Origin of the sequence: Anoxybacter fermentans (assembly GCF_003991135.1) — a bacterium.
GTDB lineage: Bacteria > Bacillota > Halanaerobiia > DY22613 > DY22613 > Anoxybacter > Anoxybacter fermentans.
The window spans coordinates 3419033-3442658 of sequence record NZ_CP016379.1 but is presented as its reverse complement, the minus strand read 5'-3'; the positions used below and the strand labels follow the sequence as shown (position 1 = coordinate 3442658).

The 23626-nt window shown below is 36.2% G+C and carries 18 protein-coding genes and 1 other annotated feature; of the genes, 1 reads left to right on the top strand and 17 read right to left on the bottom strand.

The window, feature by feature from the left end; genetic code table 11:
- Window positions 1-116 precede the first annotated feature (116 nt).
- From BBF96_RS15680 to BBF96_RS15650, 7 genes are all read right to left on the bottom strand, one after another.
- The gene (locus tag BBF96_RS15680; RefSeq protein WP_127018009.1) at window positions 117-953 is read right to left on the bottom strand and encodes an ABC transporter permease; all 837 of its coding nucleotides are present in this window, start codon (window positions 951-953) and stop codon (window positions 117-119) included.
- A 22-nt stretch (window positions 954-975) separates the two neighbouring features.
- Window positions 976-1878, bottom strand: coding sequence for an ABC transporter permease (locus BBF96_RS15675; RefSeq protein WP_127018008.1), 903 nt, complete (start codon window positions 1876-1878; stop codon window positions 976-978).
- A gap of 22 nt (window positions 1879-1900) precedes the next feature.
- Window positions 1901-2956, bottom strand: coding sequence for an ATP-binding cassette domain-containing protein (locus BBF96_RS15670; protein WP_127018007.1), 1056 nt, complete (start codon window positions 2954-2956; stop codon window positions 1901-1903).
- Window positions 2957-3276: 320 nt separating this feature from the next.
- Window positions 3277-4428, bottom strand: a complete 1152-nt coding sequence (locus BBF96_RS15665; RefSeq protein WP_127018006.1) for an iron-containing alcohol dehydrogenase — start codon at window positions 4426-4428, stop codon at window positions 3277-3279.
- A gap of 187 nt (window positions 4429-4615) precedes the next feature.
- On the bottom strand, window positions 4616-5818 hold the full coding sequence (locus BBF96_RS15660; RefSeq protein ID WP_081499421.1) for an ISL3 family transposase: 1203 nt from the start codon (window positions 5816-5818) through the stop codon (window positions 4616-4618).
- A 453-nt stretch (window positions 5819-6271) separates the two neighbouring features.
- Complete coding sequence (gene ileS, locus BBF96_RS15655; RefSeq protein ID WP_127018005.1) at window positions 6272-9418, bottom strand: isoleucine--tRNA ligase; 3147 nt, start codon at window positions 9416-9418, stop codon at window positions 6272-6274.
- 146 nt (window positions 9419-9564) lie between these two features.
- Window positions 9565-9825 (bottom strand) — a binding site (T-box leader).
- Window positions 9826-10265: 440 nt separating this feature from the next.
- Window positions 10266-10508: a hypothetical protein gene (locus BBF96_RS15650; RefSeq protein WP_164731141.1), complete on the bottom strand. Its 243-nt coding sequence runs from the start codon at window positions 10506-10508 to the stop codon at window positions 10266-10268.
- Window positions 10509-10611: 103 nt separating this feature from the next.
- Between BBF96_RS15650 and BBF96_RS15645 the strand changes: the two genes are divergently transcribed.
- Window positions 10612-11028 (top strand): HutP family protein, encoded by a 417-nt coding sequence (locus tag BBF96_RS15645; RefSeq protein ID WP_127018003.1) that lies wholly within the window; start codon window positions 10612-10614, stop codon window positions 11026-11028.
- A gap of 99 nt (window positions 11029-11127) precedes the next feature.
- Here the strand turns inward: BBF96_RS15645 and BBF96_RS15640 are convergent, their stop codons facing one another.
- The 10 genes from BBF96_RS15640 to BBF96_RS15595 form a co-directional block, all read right to left on the bottom strand.
- Complete coding sequence (locus BBF96_RS15640; RefSeq protein ID WP_127018002.1) at window positions 11128-12021, bottom strand: sulfite exporter TauE/SafE family protein; 894 nt, start codon at window positions 12019-12021, stop codon at window positions 11128-11130.
- A 26-nt stretch (window positions 12022-12047) separates the two neighbouring features.
- Window positions 12048-13055 carry a proline racemase gene (locus BBF96_RS15635; protein ID WP_127018001.1) on the bottom strand — a complete coding sequence of 336 codons (1008 nt, stop codon included), beginning with the start codon at window positions 13053-13055 and terminating at the stop codon, window positions 12048-12050.
- Window positions 13052-13525 carry a glycine/sarcosine/betaine reductase component B subunit gene (locus tag BBF96_RS15630; RefSeq protein ID WP_127018000.1) on the bottom strand — a complete coding sequence of 158 codons (474 nt, stop codon included), beginning with the start codon at window positions 13523-13525 and terminating at the stop codon, window positions 13052-13054. The genes BBF96_RS15635 and BBF96_RS15630 overlap by 4 nt, the downstream gene beginning before the upstream one ends.
- Before the next feature lie 14 nt (window positions 13526-13539).
- The gene (gene prdD / locus BBF96_RS15625; RefSeq protein ID WP_127017999.1) at window positions 13540-14304 is read right to left on the bottom strand and encodes a proline reductase cluster protein PrdD; all 765 of its coding nucleotides are present in this window, start codon (window positions 14302-14304) and stop codon (window positions 13540-13542) included.
- Window positions 14305-14379: 75 nt separating this feature from the next.
- On the bottom strand, window positions 14380-15108 hold the full coding sequence (gene prdB, locus BBF96_RS17020; RefSeq protein ID WP_127017998.1) for a D-proline reductase (dithiol) protein PrdB: 729 nt from the start codon (window positions 15106-15108) through the stop codon (window positions 14380-14382).
- The gene (locus BBF96_RS15615; RefSeq protein WP_127017997.1) at window positions 15108-15371 is read right to left on the bottom strand and encodes a CBO2463/CBO2479 domain-containing protein; all 264 of its coding nucleotides are present in this window, start codon (window positions 15369-15371) and stop codon (window positions 15108-15110) included. The genes prdB and BBF96_RS15615 overlap by 1 nt, the downstream gene beginning before the upstream one ends.
- A 15-nt stretch (window positions 15372-15386) precedes the next feature.
- On the bottom strand, window positions 15387-17273 hold the full coding sequence (gene prdA / locus BBF96_RS15610; RefSeq protein WP_127017996.1) for a D-proline reductase (dithiol) proprotein PrdA: 1887 nt from the start codon (window positions 17271-17273) through the stop codon (window positions 15387-15389).
- Between the two features lie 36 nt (window positions 17274-17309).
- Window positions 17310-18596 carry a proline reductase-associated electron transfer protein PrdC gene (gene prdC / locus BBF96_RS15605; protein WP_335876680.1) on the bottom strand — a complete coding sequence of 429 codons (1287 nt, stop codon included), beginning with the start codon at window positions 18594-18596 and terminating at the stop codon, window positions 17310-17312.
- 373 nt (window positions 18597-18969) lie between these two features.
- Window positions 18970-20727 carry a sigma-54 dependent transcriptional regulator PrdR gene (gene prdR / locus BBF96_RS15600; protein ID WP_127017994.1) on the bottom strand — a complete coding sequence of 586 codons (1758 nt, stop codon included), beginning with the start codon at window positions 20725-20727 and terminating at the stop codon, window positions 18970-18972.
- 260 nt (window positions 20728-20987) lie between these two features.
- Window positions 20988-23561: a metalloregulator ArsR/SmtB family transcription factor gene (locus BBF96_RS15595; RefSeq protein ID WP_127017993.1), complete on the bottom strand. Its 2574-nt coding sequence runs from the start codon at window positions 23559-23561 to the stop codon at window positions 20988-20990.
- Window positions 23562-23626: the final 65 nt, after the last annotated feature.

Genomic DNA, 23626 nt, shown 5'->3' with positions numbered 1-23626 from the left:
AAACAACTCAAAATTAGCTTTTTGCAATTTAATCCTAATATAATTTTCTATATAAAAATGTAAAAATCCTTCTTGGCCCAAAAATTTGTTGTTATCCAAATAGCAAGAACATTTAACTAATGCATCCCAATTGTCCCCAGTTTTTTACATCGCCGTTCCAACCACTTAAAGACAAGTACTCCCAGTACCACCATTGCTCCCATAAATACTACTAAAATCATCTGTTCCTGGTGAATTGGTAATACTGTCCTGGTTCCAAGGAGCATACCCCTGATGGCATCATATCCATAAGTTAATGGAATACTTAAAGATACTACCAATAAAAAACGCGGCAATACAGTAATTGGAAAATTGGCCCCACTCAATAGATTGATAATAAAATTACCGGTATCTACTAAGGTATTGGCATCACGCATTAGCATTACCAGGGCAGCAAAACCAAAGCCAAATCCATAAATAGCAATTATCATAGGAAGAGCTGTCAAAATAGCCAGCAATATTTTCTCAAAATTCAATTCAAAACCAAATAACAACCAGATTATCAGTGCTACTCCAATAGAGTTTAGCGTTGTAATCAATACATTAAAGAGAGTCTGCCCAATGAGATGGGTAATTCGCGGAATGGGCGTCAGCCAATTGGACTCTAAAACCCCAATATCCATCTGCTGTTTCAAAGAATAACCAATTCCCCATAAAACTGCACTCACGTAACTGGAAAGAATAACTCCTAAGATGATAAATGCCATATAATCTCCATTTCCGGTATAAGCAGCAAAACCCACATTTTCACCATTGATAGCAAACCCTTTACCCATAAAATAGATCGGCGTTAACCACGCAACCGGCTCTACAATCCGAAAGATAGCATTCATTGGATAGCGAAAAAAGATTTTATAATCCCGTCTGAACATTCCTGCCATAGCCCGTAACTGAATTTGCAAATTTTTTGACACCTAATATCACCCCAATCATCTTTTAATAAACTCCCAGAGTTCCTTTCCTTTTAACAAATCTTTCACTCAAAGCAAAAGCCAAAATTCCCAGGATAAAAAATATCAATCCGAAAATTCCCAATATCAATAAATCACCTTTAATCGCCTCAAATCCTTTTTTGGTTAAATAGGCCAGCCGGAATGCTCTTATTCCATAGGTTATAGGAATCCATTTAGAGACAACCTGCATCCATTCCGGCATAACAGTCAGAGGAAAACTTACACCGCAGAAAATCATCATAATACCCCGAACCAGAAATACCATAGTATTAACCTCTTTAGCCCAGATAACCAGACTGGCAAACAAAAGACCGATTCCATAAATTGAAGGGATAATGAAAAGTAAAACCAACAAAATCAAAAGAGGATTACCCTGAATTTTTACACCCAAAAACAGATAAAATTCCAACAGACTGATAAAGATTACTGCACTCTGAATCAGGCAATTGCTAATACCTGCCCCTGCCAAAAGAAAGATCCGGGGCAAAGGTGAAAGCCAGTTAGATTCCAGAGTACCCCTGACCTGCTCATTTCTAAGATGGTTACCAAAAGACCATAATACCATATTCATCCACATCCAGAGCAAAGAACCGATTGCCACAAACCCTACATAATCAGACATGCCTGTCAACCTGGAAAAAGTAACCATCCCAACCTGGTTTGGACCGGCCAACGCTTTTCCACCAAAAATATACGGCAGCGGAAACAATACAGGCCAGATAAAAATTGCTACTACCCACGTTGGATATCTAATAAAAATGATAAGCTCCCGCTTAACTACTGCCCATAATGCCCGTAACATACAGGATAAACTATAATTTTCTATGGTTACTTCACTAACAGTTTCCTGCTCAGGACCAGATATGGTTAAACCATATTCACTCATCAAAAACTCCCTCCTCTTATCTTTATTCCCTTAGAGATTTCCCTGTTAAATGAATAAAGACATCTTCCAGAGTTGGTTCTTTTACATTCACATTTTGAATCTGTACCTGTTCTTTAGTTAAAGTCTGTATAATATCTGTAATAGTCTCCTCACCATTAGAAGAATGAATGGTTATCTGCCAATTCTCCTTTTCATCATCATAATGGGCTAAAACACGTTCTACATGTGAAACCTTATTTAATTTATTCTGTACCTCATCTGAAAGCCCCCTTACAGTTAATTGAATCATCCTTTTTTCTGAGAGCTGAGCTTTCAATTGGGAAGGCGGTGCTAAAGCAATAATTTCTCCCTGATCAATGATAGCAATCCGATCGCAAAGAATATCTGCCTCTTCCATATAGTGGGTTGTTAAAAGAATGGTTTTTCCCTCTTCTTTTAATTCCATGATAATCTCCCGCAATCTTAATGCTGCCTGTGGATCAAGACCAACTGTAGGTTCATCTAAGAGTAAAATTGGAGGATCAGCCATTAGAGCTTTGCCAAGAGCAATCCGCTGCTTCATTCCTGAAGAATAATTCTCAACTAACTCATCTCCCCGCTTGCTCAAATCCAGCCGTTCTAACAATTCCTGGGCCCGGGCTTTTGCTTCTTTCCGCTTCATTCCATACAATGCCCCAAAATATTCAAGGTTTTCCCGACCAGTCAATTTCCAATAAATACTCCGTTCCCCCGATAAAACAGTTCCCAGAGATTGACGTACTTTCCGCGCATCTTTAACCACATCATATCCATTAACCAATACCTTACCTCGAGTCGGCTCCAACAAAGTAGAGATCATTTTAATAGTTGTAGTTTTCCCTGCTCCATTTGGGCCAAGCAATCCAAAAATCTCACCCCGCTTAACCTTAAAATTTACATTTTTTACTGCTACAAAAGTCCTTCCACCTCTTATCATCCGTCCATCTTCCATGCTTTCGTTTTTATTATGTAATAACCTTTTAAATCGCTCACCTAATCCCAATTTTTGGCGTCTTGGAAACTCCTTCCGTAAATCTTCTACAATTAAAGCATAACTCATAACAATCCCTTCCTTTTTTTAAAAGTTGTTATATTTATATTATAAGTACTATTCTTAAATATGTCAATATTAAAATTAATTTTTTTGATATTTTAATTAAAAAAATTCATATTATAGATCAAAATACTTCTTTTAATTAAAAGCGTACTTTAATAAATTAAAGTGGAAGGTATAATGAAACTATTATTAGTTATCTATCAAAAAATCTTGTCCATAGCCCGAAGTCCATCATAAACTTTAACAATTCCTAATTTCATTAAGAAAATTAAAAACCTGTCCTCATAATAAGGACAGGTTTTATTTCCCGAGTTATTATCTTTTTAGAAATCTATATCTTTACCCTCGAAAGCATATCGGTAAATCTTCTCTATATCCTCAGGACTGGTTGGACGTGGATTGGTCAAAGTACATGGATCTTTATAGGCATTTTCACTCATCTTACTCAAAACCTCTTCAAACTTTTCTCTTTGAACCTCTTCTAAGGCAGCAAAATTTAAAGGAATATCTAACTTTCTGTTGAACTCCTTGAGGGTTTCAACCAGATCAGAAACTCCCAGTACTTTTTCAATCTCAGCATATCTATCAGTATTTTTCATATTGTATTTACAGATATAAGGTAGAAGAATCGCATTGGCCAGACCGTGAGTAATTCCAAACATTCCACCAATCTTATGGGCAAGACTGTGAACAAGCCCTAAAAAACTATTGTTGAAGGCCATTCCAGCAATAGTAGAAGCATTATGCATATGATAACGGGCTTCCATATCATTACCATCTTTATAAGCTCTGGGCAGATATTCAAAGACCAGTTTAATCGCTTCCATTGCCAGAGGCGAAGTATAACTGTTGGCCCCAGTAGAAACATAGGACTCAATAGCATGGGTTAAAACATCCATACCGGTATTTGCAGTAATATGCGGAGGCATTTTGGCAGGAAGTGCCGGGTCAACAATTGCAATATCAGGTATGATTTCTTGAGAAATAATTGGGTATTTGATATGTTTCTTTGTATCGGTAATAACTGAAGCAGCAGTAATTTCTGATGCGGTACCACTGGTTGAAGGTATAGCTACAAATTGTGCTTTTTTTCTCAAAGTTGGGATGGAGTTAATTTCTAAAATATCTTCAAACTTTAGTTCAGGATACTCATAAAAAACCCACATAATCTTAGCCGCATCCAGTGCAGAACCCCCACCCAAAGCTATAATCCAATCAGGTTTAAATTGGCGCATTTTTTCAGCACCGCGATTTACTGTCCCAATAGAAGGATTGGGCTCAACACCTTCAATTATCTCGACTTCCATACCTGCCTTTTCTAAAATCTCTTTTGCTTTGTCCAAGAACCCCAGCCTCTTCATAGAACTTCCACCAGTAACAATAACAGCTCGTTCTCCTTTTAAAGTCCCCAGATACTCGAAGGCACCTTCACCAAATAAAATGTTGTTAGGAATTCTAAAAGCCTGATAACTCATAATAAATCCCCCTTATTATTGAATAGCGAAGACTTTGTGAATTTTTTAACAATAAATACTTTCTACATTTTTTTTTAAATTCCTTCTAAAATAAATGATAAAAATTGGCTCTCCGTCAAATGTTGTGAAAGATAAGTTGGCTCCGTTGAATTGATTGGTAAATTGATTTTGAAATAAACATTTAAATTTAATAACTTAACATTGCATTAAATACTCTTCTCCTTAGATTCATAACATTTGGAACACCATATCCAATCCTTTTGATCAATTTAATCTTGTTATTGATACCCTCAGCAAAGCCATTGGTTATCTTAGTCTTAAAATAATTTAGTATTTTTTCTTCCCATCTTTGTATTATCTTTTTTACCTGGTAAAAAGGCATCAGCTTGCTTTTTATTACTTCTTTATACCACCTTTTTAGAGCTCTGGTGGCTTCTTTCACATCATCTAGCTGCAATAGGTCTCTGAATTCCTCTTTTAATTCCCAGGCCTTTTCTAGAGCTGGACTGAGTTCAAATAATTTGATGAGCTTTTCATGTTCTTCATCTGTCAATTCTTCAGCTCGTTTTTGGAGTAATAAACGACTTTGAAAAAACTTTCTTCTCTGATGATTATTTACTGTTTGTTGAACTTGTTTTCTAACTTCATCAAGGGCTCTGTTCATTAAAGTTACAAGATGAAATTTATCTATAACAATTTTTGCATGAGTAAATGCTGCATCTGCTACTGCTTTGAACGGCCGCCACATATCCATAGAGATCGATTGAATCTGTCGTCTTTGTTCATCTTCCCAACAATTAAAGTAGTCAATTAAATCATCCTTTTTGCGAGTAGGTAAAATGTCAATTAACTCCCGATTAATTGGATCTGTAATGCTAACTCCATATTTATGGCGTTTTAAAACTGCAAATTCATCGATACTGATGGCTTTTAATTGACTAAGTTTTGAAACTTGTTGTTTAATGAGAGGGTCAACTACTTTTTTAACTGCATTATTAACAGCTGTATAACTTAACCCGTTTTCTCTAGCAACTTTAGAATAATCCTTGCTGACAGTTTCTTTAGCAAGATATTTATCAAAGCGTTTGGTTTTACGGGCATATTTATCAATACTTTCATATTTTTCAGGGATACCCCTCTTATGACAATAAGGACAACGATATCTTTTCTTTAGAAGTCTAATGATTACTAGTTTACCTCTTATGGGGATGTCTCTAATATTTTGCCATTTTGTATCATGGATTTTATTAGTGATATTACCACACTGAGGACACACAATGTGATTTTTCTTTGCTTCAGCGATAAAAATATATCTGTCCTCCGTTGAAATAATTTCAGTTGCAATAATGTCTGGCAAATCAAGAAATTTTATGATATTATTATATTGCATTTGCTGGACTCCTTTCTTTGGTTTTTAGTTCGCAACTAATTAATTCAACGGGGCCAGCAAATGCCTTTTTATTTTTTATAATTTTTTCTTCACAACATTAATTATAGACCCTAAAAATTTTATAAATTTTACTCTTTAATTTTCTTTATATCTTATGATCTTACTACAAAAAGCTAATTTTTCGCTTCATAAAGAAATTTTTCGAACCATATAAAGTTTGATTTCAGTCAAAATAAGGCACACTAATCAATGGGTCCTTGTGATCCTTAATTAGCTCATCACATTCTGTGATGAAGCCATTCTTTTCAATCCCACTAAGATGGTTTAACGAAAAATTTTATATCGCTTAAAATTAGCTTTTTGCAGTTTAATCATCTTATTTAATTTTAAAAAAACCCCCATCCTGTAAGGATAGGGGTTAGCAATTAGCAGTTTAAAAAAGTACCTTTTAATTTACACCCGCTCAACCTTAATATATGTCTTGTGACCGTTAATATCCCACTCTTCGAAATCATTACCCGGTTCTACAACCCGTTTTACATCCTGTGCCAGTGTCTCTTCTTTTATATAATTCAAATGTGCTTCTACACCTTTAGCCACATCTATATCACTTACATATTCGACTTTAATATGATCGGTAATTTCAAAGTTAGCATTTTTTCTCATGGTCTGGATTTTGGATATCATCTCACGAGCCAGACCTTCTAAAATCAGGTCTTCATTTAATTCGGTATCCAGAATCACAAAGTTTTCATTGCTCATCTCTACAATAAAACCTTCCCGCTCCTGAACCCGAATATCCAGATCTTCTTCAGTTAAAGATAACTCCTTATCTTCTACAGAAATAGTGACAGCACCTTCATTCCTGATGGCCTGGACAATCTCTTTAGCATCAGCTCTCGCCAGGGTTGCTGCTATGGATTTGACCAGACTACCGTATTTGGGTCCCAGGATTCTAAAGTTAGGCTTAACCTGATAATTTACATATTGATCTAAGTTTTCAATATAGTGAATATCTTTTATATTCAGCTCTTCTTTAACCAGATTCTCTACTGGTTTAAGAATCTCTTTTTTCCGGCCATCAACCAAAATCTTATTCAAAGGCTGACGTACTTTGATCTGAACCTTATTCCGGCAAGCACGACCTAAAGAAACAATATCCATTGCCAGAGCCATACGCTTTTCTAATTCCTCATCGATTAAACTTTCATCATGAGTTGGGTAATCAGCCAGATGAACTGAATTCTCTTTACCATGGGTTAAGTTCAGATAAATTTCTTCTGATATAAATGGAGCAAATGGTGCCATCAATTTTGCAGTAGTAAGAAGTACTTCATAGAGAGTCAAATATACTGATTTTTTGTTGGTATCCAGTTCTGGTGCCCAAAATCTACTCCGACAGCGACGTACATACCAGTTAGAGACTTCATCAACCACAAAATCCTGGATAGCACGAACCGCTTTAGTAAGCTCATAAACCTCCATACATTCATTAACATATTTAATCAAACTGTTTAGACGGGAGATAATCCAGCGATCGATCTCTTCCCGCTCTTTTACTGCTACATCAAACTCAGTAGGATCAACATTATCAATATTAGCATACAGGGTAAAGAAAGAGTAAACATTTTGCAGTGTACCGAAAAACTTCAAAAAGACTTCTTTTACTCCATCTTCGTCAAATTTGGTTGGAGTCCAGGGAGGAGATACTGCCAAAAGATACCAACGGGTAGCATCTGCACCATAGTTTTCAATCAATTTCCACGGATCAACAGTATTTCCTCTGGATTTGGACATCTTCTGACCATTTTTATCCAGCACCAGGTCATTAACCATTACATTTTTAAATGCTGGCTCATCAAATAAGAAGGTAGAAATAGCTAGAAGTGAATAGAACCAACCTCTAGTCTGGTCAATACCTTCACAGATAAAATCTGCCGGGAAGAGTTGATCAAAATTCTCTTTATTCTCAAATGGATAATGCCACTGTGCATATGGCATAGAACCGGAATCAAACCAGCAATCAATAACCTCAGGAGTACGGTTCATAATATGTCCACAATCACACTTTAGATGAATCTCATCCACATAAGGACGATGCAGTTCAATAGTTTCCGGATCAACATCTTCAATAGCAAGTTCTGCCAGTTCTTTTCTGGAACCGATAGAAACCAACTTACCGCACTCTTCACATTTCCAGATATTTAAAGGAGTTCCCCAGTACCGATCACGGGATAAGGACCAGTCAATCAAATTCTCCAACCAATTACCAAAACGGCCCTCTCCTACATAAGATGGATACCAATTAATCTTTTTGTTCGCTGCAATCATTCGATCTTTATAAGCTGTGGTCTTAATATACCAGGACTTACGTGCATAATAAAGGAGTGGAGTATCACATCTCCAACAATGTGGATAAGAGTGGGTTAACCGTTCTTTATAAAAGAGAGAACCCTGATCTTTCAAATACCGGGTAATATGAGAATCTGCTTCTTTTACAAACATACCAGCCCATGGAGTAATCTCTTCTGTAAATTTTCCTTCTTTATCAACAGGCTGAAGCAGTGGTAAATCATATTTCTGACCAATCTGATAGTCATCTTCACCAAAAGCAGGAGCTATATGCACAATACCAGTACCATCTTCAAGAGAGACAAAATCCCCACAGACTACATACCAGGCTTTTTTATCCACTTTCAGAAATGGTAATAACTGCTCATACTCAATGCCCTCTAAGTCTTTTCCCGTCATCTCAGCAACCACTTCATAGTTTTCAGGCTCGCCCAATACAGCTTGAAGCCGTTCTTTAACCAGAATATAATACTCTTCCCTATCTTGCTCAGTAGTTACTCTGACTTTTACATAGGTAAACTCCGGGTTAACACATAAAGCCACGTTGGATGGCAGTGTCCATGGAGTAGTAGTCCAAACAAGGAAATATTCATTCTCTTTACCTTTAACCTTCATCTTAACATAGATAGAATCAATAGTCTCATCTTTATAACCTAAAGAAACTTCATGAGATGCTAACGGAGTTCCACAGCGCGGGCAGTAAGGCATAATCTTATGACCTTCATAAATCAATCCGGCATCAAAATACTTCTTTAAAATCCACCAGACGGTTTCTATATAATCATTATCCAGGGTAATATAGGGATTATCCATATCTAGCCAATAGCCAATCCTCTCAGTCATCTTCCGCCAGTGCCCCTCATAGGTCCAGACAGATTGGCGGCATTTTTCGTTAAATTCTTTAATACCGTATTCTTCAATTTCCTGTTTAGAAGAAAGACCTAGCTGTTTTTCAACCTCAATCTCCACCGGCAAGCCGTGGGTATCCCAACCAGCTTTCCGTTTTACCTGATAACCCTGCATGGTTTTGTAACGGCAAACTGAATCCTTAAGTGTCCGGGCCAGCACATGATGAATTCCCGGCTTACCATTTGCTGTCGGTGGGCCTTCATAAAAGACAAATTGCGGTTTCCCCTCTCTACTGGTTACACTCTTCTCGGCGATATTATTTTCCCGCCAATACTGTAAAACTTCATTTTCCCGATCATTAACAGAACTTTTTAGATCCACTTCCTTAAATTTTGGCATTTCACTTTCCTCCTTTAATCCAAATTTTGTTATATGAACCGTCATTTTTTCTAAAACAAATTGCCCTTTGGCCATAATATTTTACAAAAGATGAATGTTATCCACATCTGTATAATTTCCCTGGTATTAAAAAAGTCTCCCGTCCAGTTAGGGACGAGAGACTTAAATCTCACGCGGTACCACCCTGATTGGGAGTGACAGAATGATAGAATCTGCCATTCCCCACTCATTAGGCCTATTAACGGGAGCCACCCCGGGTACACCTACTTAATAGGCACTACCTGCCTATTGTTCAGTGTCCGGCTCAGGAGTGATCTTCGATTCTTCATTCTTCGCCAGGCTTCCACCATCCCTGACTCGCTATAGAAGAATTCTGAAGAATCTACTCTCTCCTTCAACGCCTTTACCTTTCTTCAACTTTTTATTATTATGCCATATTATGTCGCACCTGTCAAGATGGTGTATAAAAAAACTCTGTGATCCAGTGGCTTAAGAATAATCATAATAAGAACAAAATGCCTTTCAGGCACTTAATCTTATTTTACTGCACAAAGCTAATTTTCCGCTTTATAAAGAAATTTTTCGAACTATCTAAAGTCCTATCTCAGTCGAAATAAGGCTCCCTAATCAAAGAGCCCTCCTGGCCCATGATTAGCTCATCACTCCTCAGATGAGGCCTTATTTCTCCTTCGTTCTCACTAAGATGTTTTAACGAAAAATTTCAATAACGCTCAAAATTAGCTTTGTGCAGATAAATTATCTATAAACCTGCGAAAAAGTATAATTTCCTAAACAACTACAAAGCAGACCGTTGTTTCATCTACGGTCTGCTTTGTAGTTTACTTTATCAAAAAGGTCCAAAAATATTTTGTTTAATTTTTCTGGTTTCTTTTAAAAATCGATAACGACTGAACTCATCAGTAGAAGTCAAATCTATTTGAATCCCTGTTCCATCTTTCAACCATTGCCATTCCATCCCAAACTCTTCACATAGATCAATTAAAGCAAGAATTAGTTCCTGGTAAAGTACCAATATTATCTCTCCTTTCATTCTTAGTTTTGTGAAAGGAAGAGTCAAATATTCTGACAATATTAGTGATTTCCTATCTCATTTTAATATTTATCTGACTTGAAAGTTTTTACCTGAAGATATATAATGTAAAAAAGTTATTTGAAGAAAGGAAGTGATTTATGTGACCATTGAAAGTATTGATGTAGCAAAAGCTGCTATAAAACTTGCTATTTCCACCCGGGATGAAGAAAAAAAGTTAAAAGAAGAACTAAAAAAATCAGGGATTAAGGCAGCAGCCGTTGATTTTGGCGGAGATTACTTCAGTTCTATCCGGAAAATTATCGAACGAGCAATAATTGCTGCTAAAAGAGAAGGAGTTATTCCTGATACTCATTTAGGTGAAGGAGCTGTAGCCGGCGCAGCTAAAGAAGCTCTGGCCCAGATTAGCCCGAGAGCAGAAGGTTTTGACGTTGGAGGTAAAATTGCCATTACCCGGTCAGGTGAACATTTGAGTGTGGCTGCTTTCTTTGCTATAGGCCTGGTTCACCTAAATGACGTAGTTATCGGTTTAGGACATCGCTCCGTCTATGCTGACTAAAAATTATTTATAGCCGATTATTTTTAAAGATTGACTCTTGGGGGATTCTAATACAAAAAAAGCCTCTGTTAGACAAACAGAGGCTTTCAAACACATTTTTTAACTTTCCATTACCACAGCCATAGACTTTTCTTCAATATTTCTGGTAGCAGCTTTATACATAGTAATGGAAGTATAGTAGATTACACAAATTACTAACCAGGTTAATACTTTCAGTGGTAAGGATTTAACAAGGTAAGCTGCAATAAATACTCCCACAAGTCCTGCCAGAGAAATAGCTAAAGAAGCTTTTCTATTGTAAGCACCCTCACGAATAAACTTAACAGATGCAACTGGCATTAAGAATGCACAGGAACCCATCATAATTGGGAATGCAACTCTTGGACTCATTCCAAGCATATAAACCAGAGCCATACATGGAGCATAAAGTCCGATACCCAGAGTCATCAAAGCACCTAAGATAAAGTTAGCAACAATAGCAATTATAAGTTTAATGCCACTTAGACCAATTGCCTCACCACCAATAGGCATCCAACCCATTTGACCTGCAACCATAATTGAAGCAGTTACAAAAAGTGCTATAGACATACCATACTGAATCTTCTTCTCTGGTAAATTAGAAACAACACCAGCACCAATCCAGGCACCAATAGTAGCAGCCACCAACATACTGAACAAAGTAACTGGCTCTACTTTAATTACAGTAATAAAGATAAATGCTTCTACAATAACAGGAATAGTACAGGAAACATTCAAAGTACCAGGAATTACTCTGTCCCTAACTTGTTTAAAAGCTCTAACCAATGCAGTAGTAGGAGCAAAACTTCCAATTCCAAGAGTATCAAAGAAGTTTGTTACAAAACCAATCAGTCCAGATGTTACCCATTGAGTATCCTTTTCCAGTTTGTCTTTGTTCTTGATCAGATCCCGGGAGAACTCAATACCAAACCACCCAGTTAAAATTGCTAAAATTCCTAAAATTATATTAACCATTTTCATTCCTCCTTATTTTTATTGTTTTATTTTAAACTGAAACCATATTTTAATGGATCCTCTGGGTCAATAACGAAGTGATTAAAGCCTGTAATATATGCACTTCCTGTTATTTCAGGAATAACTGCATCAAACTCCCCAACTTTTGTTTGACCAATAATTCTACCTCTAAACGTAGTTCCTGTAATACTTTCATAAATGAAATCTTCATTTTCCTTAATTTGTCCCTTGGCAAACATAGTTGCCAACTTCGCACTTGTTCCAGTTCCACATGGCGAACGGTCAACCTGACCTCGTCCAAAAATTACTACATTTTTATAATCAGCTTCAGGATTAGTTGGGTCATCATAAATCTCCACCAGATCAACACTCCGGATATGCTTTTTCTCTGGGTGCTGTACCTTTACTGTTTTATTTACTATATCTTTTATCTTAAGACCCAACTTAGTTAAAATCTCTATATTAGCTGTATCCACTTTAACTCCCAGGTCTTTTGCATTAACTATTGCAAAGAAACTACCTCCAAAAGAAATATCCAGAGTTATCTTTCCTACTTCAGGCAAATCTATTTCCACATCTTTTTTATAGAGGAATGATGGAACATTAATAATTGAAACTTCCTTAGCTTTTCCATTCTCTACTTTAACTCTGGCTTTTATTAAACCGGCAGGAGCTTCCATTTTAATCTCTGTATAGGGCTCTTTAGGTTCTACCATACCACATTCAACTGCTACAGTAGCAGCTCCAATAGAACCATGTCCACACATATTCAGATATCCGCCGCCGTCCATAAAGATAATTCCTAAATCTGCTTCTTCGGTTGTAGCCTGAGTAATAATTGAACCGAACATATCGTTATGGCCTCGTGGTTCATGCATTACAGCAGTTCTTATATGATCCATATTGGTTTCTAAATATCTTTTTTTGTCTGCCATAGTCTTCCCCGGAATGGGAGGTAATCCACCTACAATAATTCTTGTTGGTTCGCCCATTGTATGAGAATCGATAGCATGAATACTCTTAATAAATTTCATTTTTTACTTCCCTCCCTCATCTTTAGTTTTAAAAAAGCCAGAGCTTTTTTAGCATCCAAAGCTGTCACATTATTTTCGCCCACAACTTCTGTCTCTATCCCCCTTTCTGATTTATTAAAATCCACTATAGTATCCATATATTGATTAGTAACTACAAACTGAGCCTGGGTTCCAATAAAGCTAAGACCTACCACCGGGATTCCACGTTTACCAATCTCTTCAATTGTATTTGCATAATCTACATGGCTATTTCCCCAACCATCCACTGAAATGATAGCACCATCTACTCGCATTGCCTCTAACCAGCTGGCAACACGCTTACCCACAAACATCTTATCTTCATTTTCTTGAGGAGTTCCCACCAATATCACACCAACCAGATCTATATCGTCATCTGCTGAGACCACATCTAAAAGTGGATCACGAAAGTGGTGTAATGTAGTCTCTTTAGTTGATGGGCCAATTCCCATGGATTCACCCCCCTTTAAGTCATAGCCCGTAAGGCACCATCTCTATATTCATTAGGGGTTAAAATAATAGGAACATTACCCAAATCTATTATTGAACGCCCACCCTGAAAACCACTTGGCTCATTTGGTAAAATAAGATTATCATGCATTGCTCCCTGGCCTGCAATCTGTTTAACAATAGCAACCTTTTTCTTACCCGGCCTGATTTTATCATAGAAAACATGTTTTTCTGTACATCCCCGTCCATCTACTTTTTTCAATTCATTTCTAATTTGTTGAATAAATATATCACAGGCTCTATGAGCTGCTGCAGGCCCGGGTCTACTATAACCTGCCTTTTCCTTTAAAGTAACATTAAATGAAATGATAAAATCCTGATCTGATGGAGTACCTGCTCGATTAAGATAAAGCTTGTCCTTTAAATTTCCTTCTGAGGAACCAAATTCAGCCACTTGATTTCCTGCCTCATCAACTCCAGTTAGCATAACATAAACTCCAGTAAGTGTATGAGTTATCCCTTCACCCAATTTACCCAATACCTTAGTTGAGATAGGAATAATATCCATAATGCTATTTGTCCATCTATCATGTTCACCAGGTGGAATAATTTCAACCTGAATATCCTTTATTAACTCCTCATTTGTGATAATTTTATCAAGCATACCTAAAGAAATAGTGAGAATTTGTTTATCAATGGAAAATTTTTCACCGAACCTCACATCATTAATATGAAATGTCTTTATTACTAATCTTCTTAAAATTTTTTCTTCATTACTCATAGTCCACCACCTAATTAATGAGGTTGGTTAGAGTCTACCTCAATGGAGAGGTAGACTCAATTTTGATAAACCAACCTAAACTTTTGCATTATATTCATAAGGTAATGGCACAATTTTGCCAGGAGACTCAATTTCTACTAATTGTTTTAATGCATCCTTGACAATCCCTCTTTGCATTTCAGGATTGTTTGGTTCACCTGCATTTGCACCCATTGGTACCATTGGAGCAACTGCTCTTGGAGCACCATTCTGTCTAACTACTGGAGGCAAAGCAGCAATAATGATAGTAGGAATACCAACTTCCTCAATCGCTCTCTGCACAATCACGGCAGAGCGGTGGCAAGTACCTCAGCCAGCAGTCAGTATAACTGCATCTACACCTTCCTCTTTTAAGATTCTAGCAATTTCAGGACCAGTCTCTTCTTTGAATTTTTGCTGATCACCACCTCCGCCCATAAAACCAATATGGGTGGATGCTATACTTTTAATGAATCCTTCCTCAGCTAATTCTCTGAGTCGATCAATTGGGAACATACAGTTTATATCTTTATTTACATCAGCATTATCATAACCACCGTGAGACACCATCAGCTCACTGGATGACACATCCCCAGGAATTTTTCTGAAAGTGAAATCACCAGCAAGATTAAACCTTTTATCAGACTTTAAATGAACACCAGCTGCAGTAACCAGTGCCACGGTCATATCTTTAAGCTCTTTTGTAACTGGAGCCCAAACCGGCGGGGGAGTTATAGGCACATAAATCTCAGACTGAAGACCTTTAACTACTGTTAAATCTGCCATTATTCATCCTCCTTCTTTTTCATTTTCCTATTTCGTTTTTCAATATTGCTCACATAGTGTTCATTGATCTCAGGTCCCAACACTTCAATAAAACTCATCTTAAATCCGACTTCCTGGCCCACCTTAATCGGGTGATCAGATATGACCATCCGCAGAGGAACTTTTAAAAATCCTAATCTTCCTTTTAAATCAATGGAAATGGAACCTTCATGGACCTCTACCACTATGCCTCGCATATCTATAATTTTGTCACCATATTTCATTAAATCACCTTTTTCTTATTCATCTTCAGGTTCATAAATTTCTCTTCTTTTCTTGCTCTTTGGCAATATCTGCTCATTTGGTACCAGATCAATTTTTCTACCAGTTTGGCTTTCAATTAGATCAATGTTGTTCATTTTAACATTTGGATTATACTTTCTTTCTGGAGCCTTAATTTCTTCTCCAGCCATAACTGCTTTTAACATTGCAACAGCTCTAATTGCATCTTCTGGACATAATGTGTTGTTCGCCAGAATTTCATTTTCAATACCTTGCTCTGATTTGTTCAAATCAATCATATTCTTCATATATTTATTACCAACAACCAGTGCACCTTGTTCAGCGCAGAAAGACATACCTACAACAGCTACGCCTCTTTTACCTACCTGTTCATGGTGACTTGCAAAATCTATATGGTTGTTTCCAAAACCCTCAGTAGTAATGAAAGCTCCATCTACATCCAATGCTTCAACCAACATACCTAATCTTTCAGATACATAGAATTTCTCTAAATTAGCCTGAGGTGAACCAACAAAGATAACTCCTACAAGATCCAATTCTGGATCATTCATAACTTCAAGTACAAGAGGTTCTCTCCAGTAATGTCTAGAAGTTTCTTTGGATGCAGGACCAATACATGTTAGAGCATGAATTCCACCATCCAATACTTCCAATGGTGACAAGACTACAGGTATATTACCAAGGTCAACATTTGGCTTACCACCGACAATTCCTACTGGCTCTACAGGCAGAATAATATTATCATGCATAGCACCCTGGCCCATAATTTCTTTAATTATTACTACTCTCTTTCTACCAGGTCTTCTATATTGAACAAACTCTTCTTCTTTCACAACCAGGCTCTCATCAGCTTTCTTTAAAGCTTCTCTGATTTCTTGAGTGATATAGTCGGTAGCTTTATGAGCAGCTAGAGGTCCTGGCCTTTCCATATTTGTATTTTCTTTGATAACTACCTCAGTCTTAATGAAAATTTCACCTTTATCTGGTGCACCTGGTCTACCCCACATAATATTTCTTTCAAGAATACCCTCAGAAGAACCAAATTCACCAATCTGGACTCCATTTTCATCAGTTCCAGTAACTACTATTACTACACCATCAATTACTCTGGTAACACCACTACCAAGTTTGCTGTCTCCTTCTTTGGTAGCAATTGGTTGAACATCCATAATGGTTTCACTATATTTGCCATAATCTTCTGGGGTAATAATATCTACTTTAATTGAACAAACTAATTCGTCAGCTTTCACAGCATCGTCACAAATATCTTCTCTGATATAAAGGGTAGTTCCATCAATTTTTGTTTCTGGACCAAACTCTACTTTATCAATTTTGAAATACTTTTTAACAAGCTTTCTTACTACTTTTGGTTCTTCTTTTGGTTTTTCTTCAACTTTTATAGGCTCTGCACTCTGAACTGGCTCAACTTTTGAAGTCCTAAATTCTGGAGTCTGAATATTACCACCAACCAGTCCAAGTGGAAACTCAAGATTGATATTTTTACCTTCACCAATATAAATTTTGACCATACCGCCTGTGGTCTGTATAACTGGTGCTGCCTCTTTATTAACATCATTTTCTACTACTTCTTCTGCTACAGCTTTTTCTTCTATTTTCTCTTCTTTAATATCTTTAACTCCTTCCAGCAAGTCTGGAGTTAATGGAGTTAAAGAATCAACAGTTTTAACCAATTTAGCACCTAAAACCTGTCCAATTTTTAAGCAGTTTTCAGGAACTTTCAGCAATCCGGAATCCTCTAAATCTGGAATAATTGCAGGATCCTCCAGGTTAGCAGGTTCAATAATTGTTCCTGCTTCTGTTCTACAGCATAAAATAGCTGGATCATTTTTATGCTGTTGTGCTGTTTCTGGAGTAATAGACATTTATCTTCCCTCCCTATTTTATATAAAGCTGATAATTTATTTATTAAGCCTTCTTACAAGTCTCATACCTGCAGCTCTAAGCACATGATCTGTACAATGATAAACTGGCACTCCTACACGAGGAGCGATATTCATAACTGTATTAGTTCAGTCACCACAGGTACTGACCAAAAGAACCTCTATCCCTTTATTTTTCAAAGCAAGAACTTTTTCAGCCTGACCCGGACATACTCCAGGCTTTTCACACCTAAATCTTCCATTTACCTCAACCATTCTTTTACATTTTTCCACCGCAACTACTTCAGAACCCATAGATTCAGCGATTTCTCTAAGTCGCTCTTCAGAGGCTCCACACTCACAAACCAAAAGTCCCATCTTTCTTGTTTCCTGAGGGAACGGCATCGCAACTAAAATTCCACCAAGAGTTTTAGTAACTGGTGTTTGTTCAGTTCCAGATTTTCCTGTAAAAGGTCCACCCAACACAATCTCTCCATGGGGTTCAATATACCCTCCACAGAGATTGATATACTTTCCTACAGGCTCACCAATTGGTACATCAAAAAATACCTTACCATTTCTTGCATCTTTAACTCTTCCTGCAACAGTCAAATCTTTTGTTATAAAGGGCTTTCTTTTTTCAATGGCATTAACAATATGCTTTAAAGTTTCTACATTTTGAACCACAGCATTAGCCTCTAAAGGCAATTGTCCAGGTTTCAATTCAACTCCTAAAATCTCCCGGACAATAACCCTTTCATCTCCTGCAGGATACATGTCAGGTAAAAGCTTTAGTTCAATATCCTTTTCTAATGAACATGCTTTTTTTAGAGCCTTAACAGCTTTTTTATATTTTTCTTTTACTGCAATATAACCCTTAGAAGCATTTGTAATCTCTTTTATATACTTTAATCCTCTTACTATAATCTCAGGGTGTTCTTCCATTAACTTTAAATTATGTGCCAACAAAGGTTCACATTCAGCTCCATTTGCTATTACATACCCACCCTGCAAATTTACATCTAATTTCACATGAGTCGGAAATCCAGCCCCACCTGCTCCTACAATACCTGCTTCTTTGATAAGTTCTAATTTATTATCACTTTCTTTTAACTTTACATATTCATCGGGCTGATTTTCATGAGGTTTTACTTTGATAAAATTTTCACTTACCTCAGTAATTAATCCATAAACACTGGAATGTATATTAGCCCCCAACCCTTGAGGTTCTGCAATCAACTGCCCCTTTTTAACCTCATCACCTACTGCAACTATTGGCTTACAAGGGACACCTACATGTTGCTTTAACAGAATTTTAATTTCCATTTGTTCACCTCCTTGCCTAAAAACCTTTCACTTAAATTTATTTGCAAGGAGTGTGCCAACTTAATATTTTAAATGATTAAAATTTGATTTTGCTTCAAAAATTGTTGATATCCTAAAGTTGATAAACATCATAATTTTTTTATAATATATCTGTTTAACAGATAAAAAATAAGCAAATATTATTTAGTGTTAATGTACTGACACTAATTTAGCATTTATAATATCTATTTATAAACATATATTCTCAAAATTCTTGTTATTTCAATAATTAGCGCTTATATTTGGATAAAAAAAATAAAATGTCAGCATAATGACACTTTGTCATTACACTGACACTGAAATTAAATAAATAAAAAATATAGTATCAGTAAATTTACAATAAATCCTTCATATTATAATATTTTAATTTGTAATATAAAGTACTTCTAGGTATATTAAGCAATTTTGCTGCTTTACTTTTATTACCTTCCACCATTTTCATAACTTTTCTTATTATCTCTTTTTCTGTCCTTTCAACTGCTTTTTGCAAATCAAAAACTGGTTCTCTATCATCTTCCCCAATTGTCTGCTCAAGTATATATTCAGGCACACTATCCAATCTTATTTCACCATTTTTTGAAAATACAACCAGATGTTCTGCTGTATTTTTCAATTCTCTTATATTTCCTTTCCAACTATAACTCATAAGCACCGCTAACACTTCGGGCTTAAGTTTAGGAACAGATATATTATTTTCTTTACAAAATTCACAAATGAAATGTCTTAACAGAATGGGAATATCTTCTTTTCTTTCTCTTAAAGCAGGTAATTCAATACTTACCACATTAAGCCTATAATAAAGGTCCTCTCTAAAAAGATTTTCCTTTACCATAGCTCTTAAATCACGATGTGTTGCAGAAATAATTCTTACATCGACATCAATATCTTTCTCACTTCCCACTCGTACAATCTTTTTTTCCTGAAGTACCCGGAGGAGTTTCACCTGCATATACATAGGCATATCTCCAATTTCATCTAAAAATAAAGTACCTCCATTAGCTAATTCAAACTTTCCTACTTTACCTTTTTTTAAAGCTCCAGTAAAAGCTCCTCCTACATATCCAAACATTTCACTCTCAAATAAGTTTTCAGGAATTGCACTACAATTTACAGCTACAAAAGGTCCTTTTCTTCCACTTGCCTGATGAATTGCTCTAGCAAATACTTCCTTTCCAGTTCCACTCTCTCCAGTAATTAAAACACTACTATTAGTTCGTGCAACTCTTCTGGCCCTGGCTATTTTTTCTTTTATCACTTTGCTTTTACCAAGTATAATGCCAAAGGAATATTTATCTTCATTAATTTTATTTACCTCTTCCTGTAATAATTCTAACTTGTCCTTTGTTTTTTCTAATTCAAGAGTTAAATTTGTCACTTCTGTTACATCTCTATCAGTAGATACAGCTCCCACAAATTCTCCATTTATAAATAAGGGGATAGCACTAATTATCACATAACTTCCTTCCCTGGGACTATGATAAATATTTTCTATAGGTTTTTTGTCCTTGAGAACTTTGAGTAAAAGAGCATTTGGGAAAAAATCTTCTAGTTTATTTCCTACAATCTGCTCAGCTTTGACGCCATAAAGTTTTTCCGATTTTTTACTCCATAACACTACAATTCCTTCTGTATTTACCACACATACTGCTTCATGTAAGTTGTTTAAAATTAAAGCAAGACTAGCACTTTCTTCCTCAATCCTACTATAAATTTTATCCAAAATATCAATAATTCTGATAATACCAATTAATTTTTTATTTTTAACAACAGGAAGTCTCCCAATTCCCCGATTTTTCATTATATTCTTGGCTTTGATAGCCTTTTCATTAGGCCCAATGGTTAAAATATCTTTTCGCATATAATATTTAACACTTTTATCAAATCCATTTTTTTCCTCCTTCATAATCCTGGCAACATCAGTAAATGTCAAAAGCCCTTTTAAATGTCTTTTTTCATCAATTACAAGTATTTCACCTTTATTATTTATAAGCATCAATTTTATACAATCTCTCAAAATGGTATCAGCAGTTACCGTCAATACATCAGTATTCATAATATCTTTGACACTATTATTTAATTGACCAGATAACATTTAACCAACCCCTTAGGCTTTAACATAGAATGACATTTAGTTCCTCTATCATTATTCCATCCCCATTTAACTTTTAGAACAAAAAATAGATACATCTTTATTAAATCTATGTTTAATTTTTCAATTTATTATAACAAACTGTTTCATTTTGTGTCAAGTTGCACTTTTTTTGAGAACATAGATTTATCTGGGTAAAAATAAGTTCTATAAGTTAATTTCTTTTCATCTTGAATATAAAAAAACGCTAGAAGAAAATTCTTCTAGCTATCTAACCTTCTATTTTTTCTCCGTTCATGAAGTTCAATAGAACCTACATCTTTTAAAAATCTAAAGAAATCGTAAATAAATTCTACTTCACGCTGTCCTGTCTCTAGCTCCACTAACTCCATAATTTCAAAGAGATTTCGTTGACCATCTGCCCAATACTGTGCCAGAACAGGAATATCTAAGTTATCTTTCTCTATTATCCGCCAGAGATCAATTAATCGCTTCTTTTCTACTAAATGGCGCTTCTGAGTCAATGTACTAAATCCCCAGTACTTACGTTCTGGAACCAATTGAGTCAACTTCCGCTCTAGTTGACTTAAATTACGCTGGCACATGTTCTTCGCCAACTCAGGTTTGACTTTAACCAATTCCCTTAAAGCTTTGTTCATCTCTTTCATTAACTTACTCCGTTCAACCTGATAACTTTTCTGCCATTCTGCATTAAGTTTCTGGAAATAATTAAACTCGTCAGCCTTAATATATTTTTTAAAATAATCTATAGCCTGAATATAGCAATCTGAAATTTTAATAACCCAACGGTTACAGTAAGCAAAAACATTGTTGGGTAAATTTTCTTCCTGGGCCCGCTGAAGCACTTCTTCAATCTGGGATTTAACCATTTCAAGAAAGCCCTGTTTATAAATTTCCATAATCTCTTGAACCTCAGCCAGATGAGCATTAGCCAAATAGTAGAGGTAAATTGCTGTCGCAACAGTAACATCTTTTAAAATTATCGGATCAAGCTTATCCAGAGTATCTTGATCTGTATGGTAATACCTATCAGGCTGCTGAATTAACATAGGACATGGAATTCCAACTGTAGGATCTGAAAGAATTGCATGGTCACTGCCACCCATAAAAGGAACTTTTTTCAAACGAATTTTATCTTCATCTGTTACCTGTTTTAAAATATAGTATAGTAAATCTCCAGTTAGTCCTGGCAAACTTATAGGTGGAGCTACTACCTGGAGCGTACTACCACATTTATCCTGGTTTTCTCCTACCATATCCAGGTTAATTCCAGCCAGATAATTACCGGTCTCTAAGTAATGATCCAGAAAGGCAAAGGTACCACTAAACTCAGGTACTAACAATAACTCAATTCCCCGATCCGGCCTGGGAATCTTTTTCTCCTGAATCATTCTATTCAAAAACTGCATTACTTCTACTGCTGCTCCTGCACCTGAAGCATTATCATTTACGGAAGGATACGGATGACAAATATGTGCAACCATAAGCAGGTTTTCATCAGTTTTACCAGGGATCCGCGCATGGAGTACTTTTAAAGGTTGATCTAAAAACTGAGCCTCAACCTCACATTCTACTTTAACCTGCTTTCCTGCTCTAATCTGGTCTCTCAACCTTTTACCAAGTGCAGGAGAGATAACAAATCCAAAAGTACGTTTTTCATCTCCACTCCACCAGAAAGATGTATATTGACGTGCATCTTTCATCTCTTCTAAGTTACGCCCAGGCACCGGACGCATTCCATCAAAAATAATTCCCCTGGCTCCTAGTGGATCATGAACCAGATCTTTAATCTTATGCACATTCTGATCTGTAAGAAGAATCTTACCGGTTAAATCAGGTTTCTCTTTAAGTACCTGCTCTAGATCATCAACTACATAAACTTCCAACTCTTCTTTACCATCGGTTGAACAACTACGCTGAATCAGTTGAATCGGATTTATTTCATAATCAGCCAGAACTTCACCGGTTTCTTTTAAACGTAACTGCCCTTTATGAGCAAGCCAGCCACCAGGGGCCAGATAGTCTTGGTAAAAGGTTCGATCATCTGATTTAAAACACTTAATTTGGGTGGTTATTCCATATTTTGAAAGTTCATTGGCCATCTCATTAATAGCAGCATCAATACCCGGAGAATTCTGAATTCGATGATAAGAAGCAATTTTTTTAACCTTTTCATCAGGCTTCAACTTATCTCTTTCAGCCTTCATCACACGAATTAAATCTTCTAAAGTAAACTCTTCTTTTGACCTATTTATTTCAGTTATTACTCTCCAGTAATGACCATCTTTCCGCTCCATCAATTTATACCCGATAAGTTCCCGCCTTAAAGTACAAAAATCATCATGGAATCGGGCCAGTATCAAATTAACTTCCTGTTCTGAATACCTCCGGTTAGGCTCAAAAGCTTCGACAATTTTCTGTAAAATAACTTCCCTTTTTTTACGTTGGCTTGGGATAGACTTCAACTTCCCCTGTGAATCAAAAAAATCTTTAATAATCTTTTGCTGATATTCAGAATGCCATTTATCTACCTCTTCATCCCTTAAGCCTTGAGTCTTAAGAACCTCAGATAAGTTAAGTTCCGATAGAATCTGATCATTTACAAAGTAATAAGTATAATACTGCTCTTTTCTGGCTATCACCAATCCCGCATCCTCTAACTTTTTCATATGATGGGATATAGTCGCAGATGAAAGATTTAACATCTGCGCCAGCTCTTCACCACAATAATTTTTCTTTAACAAAAGGCTAAGAATTTTAAGCCTCGATTCATTACCCAAAACCTTAAAGATATCCTCAAGTTTTTTCAATTCCATCAAACCACCCCTCTTGAGTAAATTTACATCCTGCTCACATCAAACTGACTCGAATAATTTATTTA

Excerpts from the sequence above, each read along its gene's own strand:
- BBF96_RS15675 (WP_127018008.1), bottom strand. The coding sequence starts at position 1,878 with ATGAGTGAATATGGTTTAACCATATCTGGTCCTGAGCAGGAAACTGTT.
- BBF96_RS15670 (WP_127018007.1), bottom strand. The coding sequence starts at position 2,956 with ATGAGTTATGCTTTAATTGTAGAAGATTTACGGAAGGAGTTTCCAAGA.
- BBF96_RS15635 (WP_127018001.1), bottom strand. The coding sequence starts at position 13,055 with ATGAAATTTATTAAGAGTATTCATGCTATCGATTCTCATACAATGGGC.
- ileS (WP_127018005.1), bottom strand. The coding sequence starts at position 9,418 with ATGCCAAAATTTAAGGAAGTGGATCTAAAAAGTTCTGTTAATGATCGG.
- BBF96_RS15640 (WP_127018002.1), bottom strand. The coding sequence starts at position 12,021 with ATGGTTAATATAATTTTAGGAATTTTAGCAATTTTAACTGGGTGGTTT.
- BBF96_RS15660 (WP_081499421.1), bottom strand. The coding sequence starts at position 5,818 with ATGCAATATAATAATATCATAAAATTTCTTGATTTGCCAGACATTATT.
- BBF96_RS15630 (WP_127018000.1), bottom strand. The coding sequence starts at position 13,525 with ATGGGAATTGGCCCATCAACTAAAGAGACTACATTACACCACTTTCGT.
- prdR (WP_127017994.1), bottom strand. The coding sequence starts at position 20,727 with ATGTTATCTGGTCAATTAAATAATAGTGTCAAAGATATTATGAATACT.
- prdD (WP_127017999.1), bottom strand. The coding sequence starts at position 14,304 with ATGAGTAATGAAGAAAAAATTTTAAGAAGATTAGTAATAAAGACATTT.
- BBF96_RS15615 (WP_127017997.1), bottom strand. The coding sequence starts at position 15,371 with ATGAAATATGGTGACAAAATTATAGATATGCGAGGCATAGTGGTAGAG.
- BBF96_RS15595 (WP_127017993.1), bottom strand. The coding sequence starts at position 23,561 with ATGGAATTGAAAAAACTTGAGGATATCTTTAAGGTTTTGGGTAATGAA.
- BBF96_RS15665 (WP_127018006.1), bottom strand. The coding sequence starts at position 4,428 with ATGAGTTATCAGGCTTTTAGAATTCCTAACAACATTTTATTTGGTGAA.
- prdA (WP_127017996.1), bottom strand. The coding sequence starts at position 17,273 with ATGTCTATTACTCCAGAAACAGCACAACAGCATAAAAATGATCCAGCT.